This window comes from Streptomyces sp. BE20, assembly GCF_036322525.1.
GTDB lineage: Bacteria > Actinomycetota > Actinomycetes > Streptomycetales > Streptomycetaceae > Kitasatospora.
The window spans coordinates 1-17,572 of record NZ_JAQYWW010001139.1 but is presented as its reverse complement, the minus strand read 5'-3'; the positions used below and the strand labels follow the sequence as shown (position 1 = coordinate 17,572).

The following is a 17,572-nucleotide window of genomic DNA, read 5'->3' as shown; positions in this document are numbered from 1 at the left end:
CCACCGGACAAGGGAGAAGAACCATGAACGCCATCCAGCCGACCGACCTCCAGCAGCTCGCCGGGCGTTACCTCGCCGTCTGGAACGAGACCGACCCGGCCGCCCGCCGAAAGCTGATCGACGAGGTGTGGGCCGAGGACTGCCGGTACACCGACCCGCTGGCCGCGGTCACCGGCCGCGAGGGCGTCGACGCGCTGATCGGCGCCGCCCAGGGGCAGTTCCCCGGCCTGGTGTTCACCCTCGGCCCGGTCGACGCGCACCACGACATCGCCCGGTTCACCTGGAACCTGGGGCCGGCCGGCGCGGAGCCGCTGGTGATCGGCTTCGACGTGCTGGTGGCCGACCCGGAGGGCCGGATCGCCTCCGTGCACGGCTTCCTGGACCGCGTCCCGGGCGCCTGAGCCGCCGCCGTGCCGCCTGCGGGGGCGGCCACACACCCGGTCCGCCCCCGCCACCGCCCCGCCGTCGGCGACCGCTCCTCCCGCGAGCCCCACCTCCACCGCCCCCGCCAGCGCCTCCCCCCTCCGACGACGCCCCCTCCCGCCCCTGAGGAGCACCTGCCGTGAGCACCTCCCTGCGCACCACCCCCCGCCCCCGCCCGGGCGGCCCGGACAGCCCGGCCGACGGCGCGGCCCCCGCGCCCCGGGGCCTGCTGCCCGTCGTCCTCACCGCCACCTTCATGACCGCCCTCGACGTCTTCGTGGTCAACGTCGCCATACCCTCCGTCCAGGCCGATCTGAGAGCCGGACCCGCCGCCGTCCAGTGGGTGGTGGCCGGCTTCGGCCTGGCCCTCGCCGCCGGCCTGATCACCGCCGGGCGGCTCGGCGACCGCTACGGGCGCCGCCGGGTGTTCGGCCTCGGCCTGGCCCTGTTCACCCTCGCCTCCGTGGCCTGCGGCCTCGCCCCGACGGCGGGTGCCCTGGTCGGCGCCCGGGTCGCGCAGGGACTGTCGGCGGCGCTGATGGGCCCGCAGGTGCTGGCGATCCTGCGCACCGCGTTCAGCGGGGCCGCCCAGGCCCGGGCGTTCGCGATGTACGGGCTGACCATGGGGCTCGGCGCGGTGTTCGGGCAGCTGATCGGCGGGGTGCTGATCCGCGCCGACCTGTTCGGCCTGGACTGGCGCAGCTGCTTCCTGATCAACCTGCCGGTCGGTCTGGCCGCCCTGGCCCTGGTCCGCCGCTGCCTGCCGGAGTCGCGTGCCCCGCAGCGGCCCGGGCTGGACCCGGTGGGCGTGCTGCTGGTCACGACCGGGCTGACCGGCCTGGTGCTGCCGCTGATCCAGGGCCGCGAGGCGGGCTGGCCGCTCTGGACGTGGCTCTGCCTGGCCGGCTCGGCCGCCGTGCTCGCCGTCTTCGGGGTCCACCAGCACCGGACGGGCCGGTCCGGCTCGCCGCTGGTCGACACCCGGCTCTTCCGTACCCGCGCCTTCACCGCCGGGCTGCTCGCCCAACTGGCCTTCTGGCTCGGCCAGGCGTCCTTCTTCCTCGTGCTCGCCCTCTACCTGCAGCCGGGCCGCGGTCTGGACGCGCTCGGGGCCGGCCTGGTGTTCACCGCGATCGGTGCCGGCTACCTGCTCACCTCGACCACCGTGCACCGTTTCGTCGCCCGGCTCGGCCGGCAGGCGATCGCACTGGGCGGGCTGCTGATGGCCGCCGGACTGGGACTGCTCGGCCTCGCCGTGTACGCGGCCGGGGACACCGGCAGCGTCTGGTGGCTTGCGCCCGGACTGTTCGTGGACGGCCTCGGGATGGGTCTGGTGATCGCCCCGGTGACCTCGACGGTGCTGGCCTGCGTCGAGCCGCGGCTGGCGGGTTCGGCGGCGGGTGTGGTGGCCACCGTCCAGCAGGTGGCCGGGGCGCTCGGCATCGCACTGATCGGCATCCTCTACTACGGGGCGGCGGACCCGGCCACCGCGTTCGGCGTCAGCGTCGGCGCGCTGGCGGTGCTGGAGCTGCTGCTGGTGGGCCTGGTGCAGCTGCTGCCCCGCCGAACGGCCTGAGCGGACAGCGCGGCCGGGACCCGGGGCGGGAACCCGATCGGGAAACGGAACACGAACAGGTACGGAAGCGGAAGCGAGGACGTGGCGGAGGGGAGACGGGCGGGCGCGGGGGCGGGAAGGGTCCGCTCCCGCGCCCGCCCCCGTTCCGTTCCCGCCCCCCGATCGGGTTGGATGGGTGGATGAGCGAGGAGAAGAGCGCCGTTCCGGCGTGGGAGCAGCGGTTCAGGGCGGCACGGGTCTCCCTGCCGGACTGGGCGGAGGACGCCCCCGACCGGGCGCTGTACGTGTCCAACGCCAGCGGCACCTACGAGATCTACGCCTGGGACCGCGCCACCGACACCCACCGGCGCGTCACCGACCGGCCGAACGGCACGACCGACGCCGAGCTGTCCCCCGACGGCGCGTGGATCTGGTGGTTCGACGACAGCGACGGTGACGAGTTCGGCATCTGGCGCCGCCGGCCCTTCGAGGGCCGCCCCGAAGGCGCGACCGGCCCCGACGAGGAGGCCGTCCCCGGCCTCGACCCGTCCTACGACGCGGGCCTGGCCCTCGGCCGGGACGGCACCGTCGTGGTCGGCCGGTCCACCGACGAGCACGGCACCACCCTGCACCTGCGACGGCCCGGGGCGGCCGAACCGGTCGAGATCTACCGGCACGCGGAGTACGGCGGCGTCGGCGACCTCAGCCACGACAGCACCCTGCTGGCCATCGACCACACCGAGCACGGCGACGCGATGCACGGGGCGATCCGGGTGGTCCGCCTCTCCGACGGCGCGACCGTCGCCGAGCTGGACGAGGTCACCGGGCACGCGGAACCGCGCGGTGTGGCCTGCATGGGCTTCGCCCCGGTCGACGGTGACACCCGGCTGCTGGTCGCCCAGCAGCGCACCGGCCGCTGGGAACCGATGATCTGGGACGTCGCGACCGGTGTCGAGACCGCGCTGCCGCTCCGCGACGAACAGGGCCGCGAACTGCCCGGCGACGTCTCCGCCCAGTGGCGGCCCGGCGCCCGGTCCCTGCTGATCGAGCACGAGTACGAGGCGCGCAGCGAGCTGTTCTCGTACGAGCTCGACGGCCCGGACGGCCCGGACGGCCCGGACGGCCCGGGGAGCGCCAAGGGCGTGCTGACCCGGCTCGACACCCCGCGCGGCACGGTCAGCGGCGCGACCGCCCGGCCGGACGGCACCGTGGAATTCCTCTGGTCCTCCGCCGCCGAGCCGTCCGCGGTCCGTTCCACCGCCGGCGGCGTGGTGCTGCGCGCGCCCGGCGCGGTGCCGCCCGCCTCCGTCCCGGTCGAGGACGTCTGGGTGGACGGCCCCGGCGGCCGGGTGCACGCGCTCGTCCAGCGGCCGTCCGGGGCAGGTCCGGCGGACGGCCCGTTCCCGACCGTCTTCGAGGTGCACGGCGGCCCGACCCACCACGACAGCGACTCCTTCGCCGCCGGCCCGGCCGCCTGGCTGGACCACGGCTTCGCGGTGGTCCGGGTCAACTACCGCGGCTCCACCGGCTACGGCCGGGCCTGGACGGACGCGCTGCGCGAGCGGGTCGGCCTGATCGAGCTGGAGGACATCGCGGCCGTCCGGGAGTGGGCGGTGGCGAGCGGCCTGGCCGACCCGGACCGGCTGGTGCTGTCCGGCGGTTCCTGGGGCGGCTACCTCACCCTGCTCGGCCTCGGCGTGCAGCCGGAGCTCTGGAGCCTCGGCGTCGCCGCCGTCCCCGTCGCGGACTACCTGACCGCGTACGACGACGAGATGGAGGCGCTGAAGGCGATCGACCGCACGCTCTTCGGCGGAACGCCGGAGGAGGTGCCCGAGCGCTGGACCGCCTCCTCCCCGCTGACCTACGTGGAGCGGGTGCGGGTCCCGGTCTACATCAGCGCCGGGGTGAACGACCCGCGCTGCCCGATCCGGCAGATCGACAACTACGTCGAGCGGCTGGAGCAGCTGGGCAAGGTGCACGAGGTGTACCGGTACGACGCCGGGCACGGTTCGCTCGTCGTCGACGAGCGGATCAAGCAGCTGCGGCTGGAGATCGACTTCGTCGGTCGGCACCTCGGCACGGGCGGCGTCGGAGAGAATCGGTAGAAGACGGAGGAGAGGGACGGGGGGAACGTGTGAGACGCCTGCTGGCGATCATGGGGGTGGGGGTGGCCGGGGCCCTGGTGCTCACCGGCTGCTCGGGCCAGGACGGCGACGACGGGACCGGGGGCGGGGGGTCGGCCTGCCCGCCGCCCGCCTCCTCACCGTCCTCCTCACCGACGAGTGCGAGTTCGCCGACGGCCCCGTCCAAGGCCACGGCGACCGTGGCCGCCGCCGCGGCCGTCGTGGTGCGGGCGGCCTTCCGCACGGCCGAGCTCGGCGCAGCCGAACGCGGCCCGGAGGGCGCTGCGGGGTCCGTGGCGAGTTCAGTGGCAGGGTCCGTGGCGCCGACCGTGGCGTCGACCGTGGCGGAGGGCGCGCCGCACGGCGGCACGGTGCTGCTGGCCAAGTCGGGCTCGTCCGGCTCCAAGAGCTCGTCGGGTTCCAAGAGCTCGTCCGGCTCGAAGGGCTCCAAGAGCGGCCGCAAGGCCCGCCACCACACCGACACCTACGACTCGGACGACGACAACGCCGGCGGGAACGGCAGTGGCAGCAGCCGGCGGTGCGACAACCCGCCGCCGACCGTTTCGCCGTCCCCGTCGGCCACGTCGTCAGGCCCGTCGGCTCCGCCCGCTCCGTCCGGGGCGCCGACCCCGTCCGCACCGGTGGTGCCGAGCGCACCCGCCGTTCCGTCCAAGCCCGTCGTGCCGCCGGTGAAGCCCACGCGCTGAGCCGGCCGTCCGGTCAGTCGAGGACCGGGTCCAGTCCCAGGGCCCGGTCCTGCTCGGCCTCGGCCTCGCGGCGCAGCAGGCGGAACCACATGAACACCACGAAGCCGCCGAAGACGAACCACTCCAGCGTGTAGCCCAGGTTCTGGAACGCCCGCAGGCTCAGTCCGTTGCCGCCCTGCGGCTGCACCGTCGGCACCGTGGTCAGCCCGGCCGGCGCGTCGTCGGCGGACACCCAGCCGTCGTACCAGCCCTCGTAGGAGAGCTTGTTGACCAGGGCGGCCCGGTTGATCGTGCCGAGCTGTCCCTCCGGGAGCCCGCCGGCCACCGCACCGCCGCTGCCGCTGGTCTCGCCGGCCTGCAGCCGGCCGGTCACCGTCACCTCGCCGGCGGGCGCGGCACCGGCGGTCGTGGTCGTGGTCGTGGAATCCGCGACCGTGGAGGCGCCGGCGGGCATTCCGGTGGCGGGCACCGCGGCAGCCGGTGTCCCGGCCGCCCAGCCGCGGACCACCGCGACGGTCCGCCCGTCCGGCGTGCGCAGCGGGGTCAGCACGTAGTAGCCCTGCTTGCCGTCCAACACCCGGTTGGGCACGAGCAGTTGGTGTTCCTGGTCGAAGGTGCCGGTCACCGTCACGGCCTGGCCGACGGTGTCCGTGGTGACCTGCGGCCGGTCGGCGCCGAGCACCTCACCGAGCGGCCGGGAAGCACCGGCGTCGTTCACCGACCGGCTGATCTCCTCCTGCGAGGCGACCTTGTCCTCGAACCGACCGAGCTGCCAGGAGCCGAGCCAGACGCACACCGCGACGGCCGCGACGGCCAACGCGGTGCCGCTCAGCCAGCGCGGGGTGAGGAGGAACCGGTACACACCCCCACGGTAACCACTCCTCACACGCCGCCCGACCCCAGGCCCCCCGCCCGGCCCGGACACCACCCCCCGGAGCGGAAAGTCGGACCGGCCGACGTCCCCCGCCGCGAGGCCCCGCCGGTCCGCGCCGCAACCGCCCAGGACGCCGCCCTGCGCCCCCTCGCCGGTCCCCTACTCCTGCTGCTTCCTCTCACCACTGCCCGGCGCCCGGCCCCGCGTGCGGCGCCCCGGGACCGCCCCCGCACTCACCCCGACGAGGGCGAGGCGCTCGGAGCCGGGAGCGCCGACGGAAGCGGGTCGGGCGCGGTGCGGTAGACCGTGCCCGCGCAGACGCCCGGGAGGACGGCGACGGACGCGGGCGGGTTGCCCGGCGCCGGGGTGTAGGCCAGCGTGACGCTCGTCAACGGCTTGCCGGGCCCGGCCGTCGAGGTGGCCGACGGACTCGGCGCACCGGTCGACAGGGGTGTCGTCGCAGTGCTCGGCGGCGGCTCCGCGCTCGTCCCCGCGGTGAAGCCGGCCTCCGGGGCCGACCCGGTGGACAGGCGCGGCCCGCTCGTCGATCCGGTCGGGCCGGCGCTCAGCAGGCCGGGACCCGTCCCGCCGCTCGCACCCGCGCCCGCGTCCGTTCCCGCACCGCCGCTCGCGCCGCCGGCCGATCCCGGCGCCGCACCGGTGCCCGCGCCCGGCCCCGGAGCGGCGCCGCCACCCGCCGTACCGCCGGCCGTCGCGCTGCCGGCGCTGCCGCCGGTGGCTCCGCCCGTCGTGCTCTGCCCGGGGCCGGCGGAGGCGCTCGGCGAGGTCGTCCCGCCGGGCGTCGGGCAGCCGGCGGCGTCCGGCACCCACCCGAAGTCCACCCGGTACCCGGCCCGGGGCGCGAGCACGAGACCGTCGGTGCCGCCGCCCGTCCCCGCCGCAGGATCCGTCGAGCGCGCGGGCAGCCCGGTCGCCGGACCGCCCGCCGTGTGATCGGCGATCCGGATCCGCCCGGACTCCGTCCCGACGGTGCCGGTGACCGTGACCGAACCGGGCCCGCCGAGCCGGCAGCTGTGCGCGGACGTGTTGGTCACCGTGAAGTACCCGTAGATCCGGCCGTCGGGGTCGGCCGTACCGACCTGGGCGGTGCCCTGCCCGAGATCGCCACGGGTGCAGAGCGGCATCGGCCCGCTCTCGCCGCCGGTGCCGGTGGCGGCGGCCGGGGCCGAGGTCCCGGGCGCCGGGCGGGTGGTGCTCGCGTCGGCACTCGGCGAGGTCCCGGCGGTGCCGGACGGGCTGCCCGGCGAGGTGGGCGTGCTCACGTCGGGGGCCGGCGGCAGGCTCGGCCACACGATGCCTCCACCGGGTGCGGTCCCCGAGGAGGTCGACGAGGCGGTGCCGCCGTGTGCGTTGGGCGAGCCGGGGCCGCCGGAGAGACCGAGGTGTTCGTCGTCGTGCAGGGTCGGCAGCAGGACGGAGACGACGGCGGCCAGCGCGGCGGCGCCGGTCCAGGCGCCCCGGCGCGCGGCCCGTCTGCGCGGCACCGCCCGGCGGATGTGCTGCAGGCCGCCGGGGGCGGGCTGGACCTCGGCCACGGCCCGTTGCATCAGCGCCCGGACGAGTCGTTCCTCCGAGCCGAGCGGATCGACCTCGCCGTCGTCGGCCCCGGCCCCGGTCTCGGCCCCGGTTAGGGCTCCGGCTCCGGCCCCTGCCCCGGCCCCGGCGAACCCCCGGAACCCGCCCGGGGCGCCGAATACTCCCGCGCTCCCAGGCCCTGCCGTACCTCCCGGACCTCGGTCTCTGCCGCCCGGTCCTCTCCCGGCCCCCGGACCACCGTCGGAGGGGGCCCGTTCACCGGACACCCGATCGTCCTCAGCCATGCCCGGCCTCCATCTGGACCCGCAGCGCGGCGATCCCGCGTGAGCCGTACGCCTTCACCGACCCCAGCGAGATGCCCAGGGTCTCGGCGACCTGCGCCTCCGTCATGTCCACGAAGTAGCGCAGCACCAGTACCTCCCGCTGACGGCGTTGCAGACCCCGTAACGCGGCCTTCAACTGGTCGCGTTCCAGCGCATCGTAGGCCCCTTCTTCTGCACTGGCCATGTCAGGCATGGGCTTCTGAAGCAGCCTCAGCCCGAGAATCCTGCGCCGCAGCGTCGAGCGGGACAGGTTGACCACCGTCTGCCGCAGGTAGGCGAGGGTCTTCTCGGGCTCACGCACCCGCCGCCGGGCCGCGTGCACCCGGATGAACGCCTCCTGCACCACGTCCTCACAGGTGGAGAGGTCGTCGAGGAGCAGCGCGGCCAGCCGCAGCAGGGAGCGGTAGTGCGCCTGGTAGGTCTCGGTGAGCAGGTCCTCGCTGGTCCCCGCGGTGGTGCCCGCGCCGGAGTCAGCGGCGCCGGATGCGACTACCGTCATCTGGCTTTCTACCGGCCTATCCGCCGGCCACTGGGCGCGCGGCGGGAACGTCACCGCGGCCGTTGCCGAGATGCCCGCCCCTGCCCCCACCATCACGTTCGCCACGCCCGTTGGACACTCGATCCCCTGTCATGGTTGCCCAGCCCGGCGGACATTCTTCCGCATCGGGCGGAGCCCCCTCCAGGGGATTCGGCGAGGATTCCTCAAGCGGTCCGCGAACAAACTGCGTAGACGCCGGCCGAGGAGCGGCAGCCCCGGCCGTCGCGAGAGGCCCCGGACGCGGTCCCGGGTGCGGTCCCGGGTGCGGTCCCGGCGGGCCGTCGGACGACGGGACCGCCGACCCGGCTCACAGGCCGAGTTCCCCCGCGACCAGTTCGGCGATCTGCAGCGCGTTCAGCGCCGAGCCCTTGCGCAGGTTGTCCGCGCAGAGGAAGAGGTCCAGCGCCGTCGGGTCGTCCAGTGCCCGGCGTACCCGGCCCACCCACACCGGATCGGTACCGACGACGTCGTTCGGCGTAGGGAACTCGCCCGCCGCCGGATCGTCGTAGAGCACCACGCCGGGGGCGTCCCGGAGGATCTCCTGGGCGTGCTCCTGGGTGACCTCCCGCTCGAACACCGCGTGCACGGCGACCGCGTGGGTGCGCACCACCGGGATGCGGACGCAGGTGGCGGAGACCCTGAGCGCGGACAGGCCGAGGATCTTGCGGGACTCGTCCCGTACCGTGCGCTCCTCGGAGGACCAGCCGCCGTCGGTCAGCGTGCCGGCCCATGGCACCGCGTTGAGCGCGAGCGGGGCGGCGAACGGGCCGTGGTCGGCGATCACGGCCCGCAGGTCGCCGGTCTGTTCGCCGACCTCGGTACCGGCCACCTGCGCGAGCTGCCCGCGCAGCGCGTCGGCGCCGGCCCGGCCCACGCCGGAGGCGGCCTGGTAGGAGGAGACGACCAGCGCGGCGAGCCCGTACTCGGCGTGCAGCGCACCGACCGCCGCGATCATCGTCAGCGTGGTGGAGTCGGGGCCGGCCACGATGCCGCGCGTACGCAGTCGCACCGCCGCCGCGTTGACCTCGGGCACGACCAGCGGAACGTCCTCGTCCAGGCGGAAGGCCCCGGAGCTGTCGACGACCACAACGCCCTTGGCGGCCGCGATCGGCGCCCACCGGGCGGAGACGTCCGCGGGCACGTCGAACACCGCGACGTCGATCCCGTCGAAGCACTCCTCGGTGAGCGGGAGCACCTCCGCGAGCTCCCCGCGCACGGTCTGCTTACGGCCGGCCGAGCGCGGGGAGGCGACGAGACGGATCTCGCCCCAGATGTCCTGACGGAGGGAGAGCAGGCCGAGGAGCACCTCACCGACCGCGCCGGTGGACCCGACGACGGCGAGGTTCGGCCGCCGGGTCATCGCCCGGTGCCTCCGTAGACGACGGCCTCGTCCGTGTCGCTGTCCAGCCCGAAGGCGCTGTGGACGGCGCGCACGGCCGCGTTGACGTCCTCGGCGCGGGTGACCACCGAGATGCGGATCTCCGAGGTGGAGATCAGCTCGATGTTGACCCCGGCGGCGGAGAGCGCCTCGAAGAAGGTCGCGGTGACGCCCGGGTTGGAGCGCATGCCCGCACCGACGAGCGAGATCTTGCCGATCGCGTCGTCGTAGCGGAGCGACTCGTAGCCGATGCCCTCCTTGACCCGGTCGAGCGCGTCGATGGCCTTCTGGCCCTCGGCCTTCGGCAGGGTGAACGAGATGTCGGTCAGACCGGTCGACGCGGCGGAGACGTTCTGCACCACCATGTCGATGTTGACCTCGGCGTCGGCGATCGCGCGGAAGATGCGCGCCGCCTCGCCCGGCTTGTCGGGCACGCCTACGACCGTGACCTTGGCCTCGGACGTGTCGTGGGCGACTCCGGAGATGATGGCCTGCTCCATCTCGCCCCCTTCGGGCTGGTGCGGGTTGTCGTTGCTGACGATCGTCCCGGGAAGGCCCGAGAAGGACGAGCGTACGTGAATCGGGATGTTGTAGCGGCGCGCGTACTCCACACAGCGGTCGAGCAGCACCTTGGAGCCGGACGAGGCCAGCTCCAGCATGTCCTCGTACGCCAGCCAGTCGATCTTGCGGGCCTTCTTCACCACGCGCGGATCGGCGGTGAACACGCCGTCCACGTCGGTGTAGATCTCGCAGACCTCGGCCCTGAGGGCCGCGGCGAGGGCGACGGCCGTGGTGTCGGAGCCGCCGCGGCCGAGCGTGGTGATGTCCTTGCTCGACTGCGAGACACCCTGGAAGCCGGCCACGATCGCGATGTTGCCCTCGTCCAGGGCGGTGCGGATGCGGCCCGGCGTCACGTCGATGATGCGCGCCTTGTTGTGGACGGAGTCGGTGATGACACCGGCCTGGCTGCCTGTGAAGGACTGGGCCTCGTGACCCAGGGATTTGATCGCCATGGCCAGCAGAGCCATGGAGATGCGCTCTCCAGCGGTCAGCAGCATGTCGAACTCGCGGCCGGCGGGGAGAGGTGACACCTGCTCCGCGAGTTCGATGAGCTCGTCCGTCGTGTCGCCCATCGCGGACACCACGACGACGACCTCATGGCCGGCCTTCTTGGCGTCAACGATTCGACGGGCCACGCGCTTGATGCCCTCGGCATCCGCAACGGATGAGCCGCCGTACTTCTGCACGACAAGGCCCACGTGCGCTCCTCGACTTGTGTCGTTTCCGGGGGCGCTCGGCCCCCGCACCCCCGGGTGGCGGGGGTGGTGCGGTCCGCGCCAGTCTACCGAGCAGGGGTGCGACACCTGCCGGTTTCCATATGATGAGACACACGTTTCAGCAGGTGAGCGGCGGTTCGGGCGGGGCCACGGGCAGGTCTGCGGGGTATCCCGCACCGCCCCGCAGAATCGGCGGGCAAACGGTCGGCAGCCCCGGGGTTTTCTCTTCGACGGAAAACCCTGAGGTCTGCGTCACAATGCGTGCCGACCCCCGCCGACCCCTGCCGGAACGTTCCCCGGACACGTTCCCGGGACCCCGACCCGTTCCCGGAGCCCCGCCGGGGCCCGCTCCCGGGGCTCCCGGTGGGGGCTCCTGGCAGGGGCTCCCGGTGGGGGCTCCCTGTGGGTTCAGCGCCCGATCCCCAGCTCGGCCGCCATGAGGTCGCCGGCCTGCTGTTCGAGCTGCTCGTCGGTGAGCCCGTCGTTGTCGGTGTCCGCACCGTCCGGCGCCGCCCCGATCGGGCTGTCCAGCCGGACGTGCGCGATCAGCGACTGCAGCGCCCGCAGCACCGCCGTGCAGGTCGTGCCCCAGTTGGACAGGTAGGAGAACTGCCACCACCAGAGCGCCTCGCTGACCCGCCCCTCGCGGTAGTGGGTGAGCCCGTGCTGGAGCTCGCTCACCACCCCGGCGAGGTCGTCCGAGATCCGGAACGCGCTCGGCTTCTCCGGCGGCCCGTACGGGTCGAAGACCTCGTGGTAGACGTCGATCGGCGCAAGCAGGGCGGCCAGCCGCTCCCGCAGCTGCTCGCCGTCCGGCTCCGGCCCGGTGTCGGGCTCGAACCGGTCCTCCGGCACGACGTCCTCGATCGCGCCCAGCCGGCCGCCGGCCAGCAGCAGCTGCGAGACCTCCAACAGGAGGAGGGAGACCGCGCTGCCGGGCTCGTCGCCCTTGGCCACCTCGGTGACGGCGAGCACGAAGCTCTCCACCGAGTCCGCGATCTGCACCGCGAAGTCGTCCGGCTCCGAGCCGTGCGCGTGCGTGTGCCAGCTGTGCCGGTCCTGCTCCGGTCCGGCCTGGTGGGGCGTGTGGGGCTGCTGGTTGATGGTCCGGTCAGACATCGAGCAGTCGTCTCCCTTCGAAGGCGCGACCGAGTGTGACCTCGTCCGCGTACTCCAGATCCCCGCCGACGGGCAGGCCGCTCGCCAGCCGGGTCACCCTCAGACCCATCGGCTTGCAGAGCCGGGCCAGATAGGTGGCGGTCGCCTCCCCCTCCAGGTTGGGGTCGGTGGCCAGGATCAGCTCGGTGACCGTGCCGTCCGCGAGCCGCGCCAGCAGCTCCCGGATCCGCAGGTCGTCCGGGCCGACGCCCTCGATCGGGCTGATCGCGCCGCCCAGTACGTGGTAGCGGCCACGGAACTCACGGGTGCGCTCGATGGCGACCACGTCCTTGGACTCCTCGACCACGCAGATGACGGCGAGGTCGCGCCGCGGGTCGAGACAGACCCGGCACCGCTCGGCCTCCGCGACGTTGCCGCAGACGGCGCAGAACCGGACCTTGTCCTTGACCTCCAGCAGCGCGTGCGCCAGCCGGCGCACGTCGACGGGGTCGGCCTGCAGGACGTGGAAGGCGATCCGCTGGGCGCTCTTGGGCCCGACGCCGGGCAGCCTGCCCAGTTCGTCGATCAGGTCCTGAACCACGCCCTCGTACAACGTCGCGCCTTCCCTCAGGTGGAACGGTGGCACCCGCGCGGGGTGCTCCGGTGCCATCATCCAACGAATCGGGCGTCGGGCACACCGCCCGACGCCCGTCTCCCGCATAAATCACACAGGTCCGTTGTCTGAACTACAGATCTCCGGGGCCTCGGGAACCGTCCCGAAACCCTCCTACCGGCCGGTCGAGAGCCCTCCACCGGCCGCCGGGGAGCCCCTCGTACCGACACGTACCGATTCGTCCCGACCGCCCGGCACTGCCCGAACGGCCCGGCCGTCCGGGCGGAACCGGGCCGGGCCGGGGCTTGCCGGCCCTGGCCCTGGCCCTGTGCCTGTGCGTGTATCTGTCCCTCTGCCTGTCCCTGAACCGACGATCAGAACGGCAGGCCGGGGATGCCGCCGCCGCCGAGGCCCTGGGTCAGCGGGCCCATCCGCTCGGCCTGCATCTTCTGCGCCGACTGGTTCGCGTCACGGACCGCCGCCAGGACCAGGTCGGCCAGGGTCTCGGTGTCCTCCGGGTCCACGGCCGCCGGGGCGATGGTCAGCGCCACCAGCTCACCGGCACCGGTCACCGTCGCCTCGACCAGGCCGCCGCCCGCCGAACCGGTCACCTTCGCCTCGGCCAGCTCCTGCTGGGCCTGGGCGAGATCCTGCTGCATCTTCTGCGCCTGCTTGAGCAGCGCCTGCATGTTGGGCTGGCCACCACCGGGGAACACGGCTCACTCCTTGCGTTCGGTCCTGCGTTCTGTGTGCGTCCTCGCCCCGAGCCTACGTGCTGCCCGGTCGGCTCAGCCGCCGCTGTGCCGGATCTCCTCCAGCACGGTCGCACCCAGCTCCCGGACGATCAGATCCTGGCCGGAGAAGGCCTCCTCGTTGAGGTCCGGGTCGTCCTCCTCCGGGATGTCGTCCTCCGGGGCCACCGCCTGCACCGGACGCGCCGGGGCGGCCTGGGGCGGAGGTGCCTGGACCGGTGACGGCCTCGGCGTGACCGGCATCGCCTGGGGCGCGGCGACCGGCGCAGGCGCCGGTACGGGGGCGGCCACGGGCGCCGGGGCGACAGGCGCCACAGGGGGCGCGGACGCCGCCGGACGCGCCGGTGCAGCTCCCCAGCCACCACCGCCGCCGGCACCGCCGCCGAAGCCGCCCGAGGGACCACCACCGGGGGTCCCGCCGACTCCGCCCGAGGGGTCGACGATGCACTCGACCCGCCAGTCCACCCCGAGCGCGTCCGCCAGCGCCTGGCGCAGCACGTCGTCGCTGTTGCTGCTGACGAAGCTGTCCCGCGCGCCGGCGTTGATGAACGAGACCTGGAGCACGCTGCCGTCGAACCCGGCGACCTGGCCGTTCTGGCTCAGCAGGATCCAGGTGAACCGGCGCCGGTTCTTCACCGCCTCCAGGATCTGCGGCCAGAGCTGCCGGACCTGCCCGGCGCCCTGCTGCGCCGCCGCCGACGGCTGCCCACCGGCCGCCGCAGGTGCGGGCGCCGGGGCGGGCTGCTGCGGCTGCTGCACGGGGGCAGCGGGCGCGGGGGCAGCGGCCGGGGCGGGAGCGGACGCCTCACCGGCCGGCGAGAAGCTCCGCTTGATCGGCCACGCCCCGGGCGCGGAAGCGGCCGGAGCCGCCGGCGCCGCAGGGGCGGCGGGCGCGGGTACCGGAGCGGGCGCCTGCGGCACGTACTCCACCGCCGGGGCCGCCACCTGCTGGACCTCCGGCACCGCCGCCACCGGAGGAGCCGTCCCGCCGGCCGCGATCCCGCCGCCCTCACCGACCCCGATCGCCCCGAGAGCTCCGAGGCCGGCGACACCGGGACCACCCAAACCACCCGGACCACCGCCGGCGAACCCGCCGGCCGCCGCCCGGCGCTCCAGCTTGTCCAGCCGCGCCTGCAACGACAGCTCGTCGCTGTACGCGCCCGGCAACATCACCCGGGCACAGATCAGCTCCAGCTGGAGCCGGGGCGCCGCGTTCCCGCGCATCTCCGTCAGTCCGGTGTTGACGATGTCCGCCGCCCGGCTCAGCTCGGCCGCGCCGAACGAGTCCGCCTGCGCCTGCATCACCACCACCCGGTCCGCCGGCGCGTCGAGCAGACCCTTCTCCCCCGCGTCCGGCACCGTGGCGAGGATCACGAGGTCCCGCAGCCGCTCCAGCAGGTCCGTGACGAAGCGACGCGGATCGTTCCCGCCCTCGACCACCCGGTCGACGGCCTGGAACACCGTCGCCCCGTCGTGCGCGGCAATGGCATCGACCACCTCGTCCAACAGCGCCGAGTCGGTGTACCCGAGCAGCGCGGTGGCCATCCGGTACGTCACACCGCCCTCGGTGGCACCGGCCAGCAACTGGTCCATCACCGACATCGAGTCACGCACCGACCCGGCACCGGCCCGCACGACCAGCGGGAACACCGAGTCCTCGACCTGGATCTCCTCCCGGCCGCACACCTCCGCCAGGTAGTCGCGCAGCGTGCCGGGCGGCACCAGCCGGAACGGGTAGTGGTGCGTCCGGGACCGGATCGTCCCGATCACCTTCTCCGGCTCGGTGGTCGCGAAGATGAACTTGAGGTGCTCCGGCGGCTCCTCCACCACCTTCAGCAGCGCGTTGAAGCCGGCCGGGGTCACCATGTGCGCCTCGTCCAGGATGAAGATCTTGTACCGGCTGTGCACCGGGGCGAAGAACGCCCGCTCCCGCAGCTCGCGCGCGTCGTCCACACCACCGTGCGAGGCCGCGTCGATCTCGATCACGTCGATCGACCCGGGCCCGCCCGTGGCGAGGTCCCGGCAGGACTGGCACTCACCGCACGGCGTCGGCGTCGGGCCCTGCTCACAGTTGAGGCAGCGGGCCAGGATGCGCGCGCTGGTCGTCTTCCCGCAGCCGCGCGGGCCGCTGAACAGGTAGGCGTGGTTGACCCTGTTGTTGCGCAGGGCCTGCTGGAGCGGAGCGGTCACGTGCTCCTGACCGATGACCTCCGCGAAGGTCTCGGGGCGATAGCGGCGGTACAGGGCTAGGGACACACCACCGACGATATCGGGACGGACGGACAAACGCGTCGCCCCTCGACCCGCCCCGGCCCCGCCCGTGCCCACCGGGCTCCCCCGGGAACGCAAAGACCCCCCGTGCACCCGTCAGAGCCCTCTTACCCTTGCTGCCTTCCGGCCCTGGGGGGGTTCAGAGAGATAACGCCACACGAGGGGCTGCCCCCAACACTACCGGATCCCGGGCCCACCCCTCCACCACCACCCCCTCCCCTCATCCGCAGGCCACCCCTCGCCCCCACCTACGAGATACGTGGTCGCGACCACCCCTGAACATGTACTAAGCTCTCCCACGGAGGATTCGCCTAGTGGCCTAGGGCGCACGCTTGGAAAGCGTGTTGGGGGCAACCCCTCACGAGTTCGAATCTCGTATCCTCCGCCGGCAGAAGGCCCGGACCGCTCAGCGGTCCGGGCCTTCGTCGCTCCCGGCTCCGGGTGCCGTGCCGGAGGCACGGGCAGAATCACGAGGGCAACAGCCGCCCCGAGCCCAGACGAGGCGGACGGCGAGCATTCGGGCGACAGCATGCCGAAGATCCCAAAGGCCGACGCGTGGGCCAGCGCCGCCGGGAACGCGGTGCGCGCGCTCCCCATGGAGCACGATCACGTCGTCCAGACGCCGGTCATCGACCGGGCGAAGGCCCGGTGACTGCTCCGACCGGGCCGGCAACGGCGGTTCGATCCGGGCTCATAGCTCGTCGTCCACGATCCACGGCTTGCTGCTCACACCATCACGAACGGACGAATCGTCACACCGGCAACAATTCACAAGATCGTGTTACGAGTCCATGCAGGCACCCCCGAGGGGCGAACGGCGATTTCGACATCTGCAATCAGTTGACTTCGGAACGTATTCCGAAGTAACATCAAGACATGTCCACTCTCACCGTGTCGTTCTCCGACCTGTCGAAGAACTCCAAGCGCGTCGCGGACAGTGTCGAACAGGCACAGCGCATTCACGTCACACGCCGCGACGGCGAGGACCTGTACCTGACCACGGAGCGCCACGACCGTCAGCGCGAAGAGACCGCCGACGTCACCGCACGACTGTTCGCAGCGCTGATCACCAGCAGCGAGGGCGCTCGCGCCGTCCTCCTCGCGCTCCCCGAGGTCTTCCCGTGGACCCGCCACCTGTCGGCCGAAGAGGTCCGGGAGTTTATCGTCGACCTCGTGAACGCCACTCGCGACGTGGTGGAGCTGGACGTCCACGCCAATCTGCACAGAGTGATCGTCGAGTGGCGCGCCACAGCCCGAATCCTGGCGGATCCGGAACTGGCTGCGCAGCTCACCGAACTGCTTCCCGGTGACGACCACGGCGAGGTTCCCAACCCATGAGCCCCAAACGCGGCGACGACGTCCCACCACCGCCGATCGGCAGCGAATGGCGGCTACGGTTCGCCACCAATGAGGCGGCCAAGGGGTGGGGCGATCTCTGCTCCGAAGCTCCCGGGAATACACGACGCTGCTTCGAAGCCCTTCGCACCGACCCCATGTCCATGGGCGACCCTGATCGGCAGCACCGGCTTCGGGGGCGTCTGGCGGCTCGCACCCTCGGAGGGAGCGAGCTGCCGCAGTGGGAGTACGAGGTGACCGCCGGCGGGCGCGTGCGCTACCTCGTCGACGAGCCAGGGCGGACCGTACATCTCGTCTACGCCTCGCCCCGGCACCCCAAAGACACGGACAGCTGACCAGGCACGAGGTGGACGATCCAGCTGCAGGTGCCAGGTAGCGTGGTCTCAGTTCTGGTCTCATTCATCGCCGTCCGGCTGGTTCGACCGCCACCCGACGGTTCGCTCCGGCGCAGGTCAGAACAGGTCTGAACCCCGGCAGACGGCGTTCGGGAGAATTGGAAAGCGTGTTGGGGGCAACCCCTCACGAGTTCGAATCTCGTATCCTCCGCCTCTGCAAGCCATGGCAGCACGAAGGCCCCGACCGCCCAGCTTGGGTTCTGGGGGTCGTCGCAACACCACGTGGTTTAGGTGGTGAGTAGATCACGTAGACGCTCGGCTGGGGTATTCCAGCCGAGCGTCTTGCGTGGGCGGCCGTTGAGTTCCTGGGCGACGTGTTCGAGGTCTTCGGG

Annotated in this window: 16 protein-coding genes, 1 tRNA gene and 1 other RNA gene; 8 read left to right on the top strand and 10 right to left on the bottom strand. The window is 73.3% G+C overall.

Translation table 11 applies throughout. The annotated features are described in order from the left end of the window. The first annotated feature begins 23 nt into the window (after positions 1 to 23). The 4 genes from PUR61_RS36400 to PUR61_RS36385 all read left to right on the top strand — a co-directional run bounded on the left by PUR61_RS36400 (position 24) and on the right by PUR61_RS36385 (position 4,808). On the top strand, positions 24 to 401 hold the full coding sequence (locus tag PUR61_RS36400; RefSeq protein WP_329883842.1) for a nuclear transport factor 2 family protein: 378 nt from the start codon (positions 24 to 26) through the stop codon (positions 399 to 401). A gap of 161 nt (positions 402 to 562) precedes the next feature. Then, the gene (locus PUR61_RS36395; RefSeq protein ID WP_329883841.1) at positions 563 to 1,999 is read left to right on the top strand and encodes an MFS transporter; all 1,437 of its coding nucleotides are present in this window, start codon (positions 563 to 565) and stop codon (positions 1,997 to 1,999) included. Between the two features lie 179 nt (positions 2,000 to 2,178). Beyond that, on the top strand, positions 2,179 to 4,083 hold the full coding sequence (locus tag PUR61_RS36390) for a S9 family peptidase (RefSeq protein ID WP_329883840.1): 1,905 nt from the start codon (positions 2,179 to 2,181) through the stop codon (positions 4,081 to 4,083). A 29-nt stretch (positions 4,084 to 4,112) separates the two neighbouring features. Beyond that, a complete protein-coding gene (locus PUR61_RS36385) occupies positions 4,113 to 4,808 on the top strand; it encodes a hypothetical protein (RefSeq protein WP_329883839.1) in 696 nt (231 codons plus the stop codon). A 13-nt stretch (positions 4,809 to 4,821) separates the two neighbouring features. On the opposite strand, the gene PUR61_RS36380 is transcribed toward PUR61_RS36385, so the two are convergent. The 10 genes from PUR61_RS36380 to ffs all read right to left on the bottom strand — a co-directional run bounded on the left by PUR61_RS36380 (position 4,822) and on the right by ffs (position 15,659). Further along, entirely contained in the window at positions 4,822 to 5,670 is an 849-nt protein-coding gene (locus tag PUR61_RS36380; RefSeq protein WP_329883838.1) for an SURF1 family protein, read from the bottom strand. A gap of 245 nt (positions 5,671 to 5,915) precedes the next feature. Continuing rightward, on the bottom strand, positions 5,916 to 7,238 hold the full coding sequence (locus PUR61_RS36375; RefSeq protein WP_329883837.1) for a hypothetical protein: 1,323 nt from the start codon (positions 7,236 to 7,238) through the stop codon (positions 5,916 to 5,918). A gap of 277 nt (positions 7,239 to 7,515) precedes the next feature. Then, on the bottom strand, positions 7,516 to 8,061 hold the full coding sequence (locus PUR61_RS36370) for a SigE family RNA polymerase sigma factor (protein ID WP_329883836.1): 546 nt from the start codon (positions 8,059 to 8,061) through the stop codon (positions 7,516 to 7,518). A 346-nt stretch (positions 8,062 to 8,407) separates the two neighbouring features. Then, entirely contained in the window at positions 8,408 to 9,460 is a 1,053-nt protein-coding gene (locus tag PUR61_RS36365; protein ID WP_329883835.1) for an aspartate-semialdehyde dehydrogenase, read from the bottom strand. Beyond that, a complete protein-coding gene (locus tag PUR61_RS36360) occupies positions 9,457 to 10,737 on the bottom strand; it encodes an aspartate kinase (protein WP_329883834.1) in 1,281 nt (426 codons plus the stop codon). The genes PUR61_RS36365 and PUR61_RS36360 overlap by 4 nt, the downstream gene beginning before the upstream one ends. A 426-nt stretch (positions 10,738 to 11,163) precedes the next feature. Next, a complete protein-coding gene (locus PUR61_RS36355; protein ID WP_329883832.1) occupies positions 11,164 to 11,874 on the bottom strand; it encodes a DUF5063 domain-containing protein in 711 nt (236 codons plus the stop codon). Then, the gene (gene recR / locus PUR61_RS36350; RefSeq protein ID WP_329883870.1) at positions 11,867 to 12,466 is read right to left on the bottom strand and encodes a recombination mediator RecR; all 600 of its coding nucleotides are present in this window, start codon (positions 12,464 to 12,466) and stop codon (positions 11,867 to 11,869) included. The genes PUR61_RS36355 and recR overlap by 8 nt, the downstream gene beginning before the upstream one ends. 374 nt (positions 12,467 to 12,840) lie before the next feature. Continuing rightward, positions 12,841 to 13,182, bottom strand: coding sequence for a YbaB/EbfC family nucleoid-associated protein (locus PUR61_RS36345; protein ID WP_329883831.1), 342 nt, complete (start codon positions 13,180 to 13,182; stop codon positions 12,841 to 12,843). Between the two features lie 72 nt (positions 13,183 to 13,254). Continuing rightward, entirely contained in the window at positions 13,255 to 15,474 is a 2,220-nt protein-coding gene (locus PUR61_RS36340) for a DNA polymerase III subunit gamma and tau (protein ID WP_329883830.1), read from the bottom strand. 88 nt (positions 15,475 to 15,562) lie between these two features. Next, positions 15,563 to 15,659, bottom strand: an RNA gene (gene ffs / locus PUR61_RS36335) — signal recognition particle sRNA small type. Positions 15,660 to 15,789: 130 nt separating this feature from the next. Here ffs and PUR61_RS36330 point away from each other — a divergent pair. The 4 genes from PUR61_RS36330 (at position 15,790) to PUR61_RS36315 (ending at position 17,180) form a co-directional block, all read left to right on the top strand. Then, positions 15,790 to 15,874: transfer RNA gene (locus PUR61_RS36330), tRNA-Ser, on the top strand. 144 nt (positions 15,875 to 16,018) lie between these two features. Further along, a complete protein-coding gene (locus PUR61_RS36325) occupies positions 16,019 to 16,141 on the top strand; it encodes a hypothetical protein (RefSeq protein WP_329883829.1) in 123 nt (40 codons plus the stop codon). 224 nt (positions 16,142 to 16,365) lie between these two features. Continuing rightward, positions 16,366 to 16,827 carry a prevent-host-death family protein gene (locus tag PUR61_RS36320; RefSeq protein WP_329883828.1) on the top strand — a complete coding sequence of 154 codons (462 nt, stop codon included), beginning with the start codon at positions 16,366 to 16,368 and terminating at the stop codon, positions 16,825 to 16,827. A 161-nt stretch (positions 16,828 to 16,988) separates the two neighbouring features. Then, the gene (locus PUR61_RS36315) at positions 16,989 to 17,180 is read left to right on the top strand and encodes a hypothetical protein (protein WP_329883827.1); all 192 of its coding nucleotides are present in this window, start codon (positions 16,989 to 16,991) and stop codon (positions 17,178 to 17,180) included. The last annotated feature ends 392 nt before the right edge of the window (positions 17,181 to 17,572 follow it).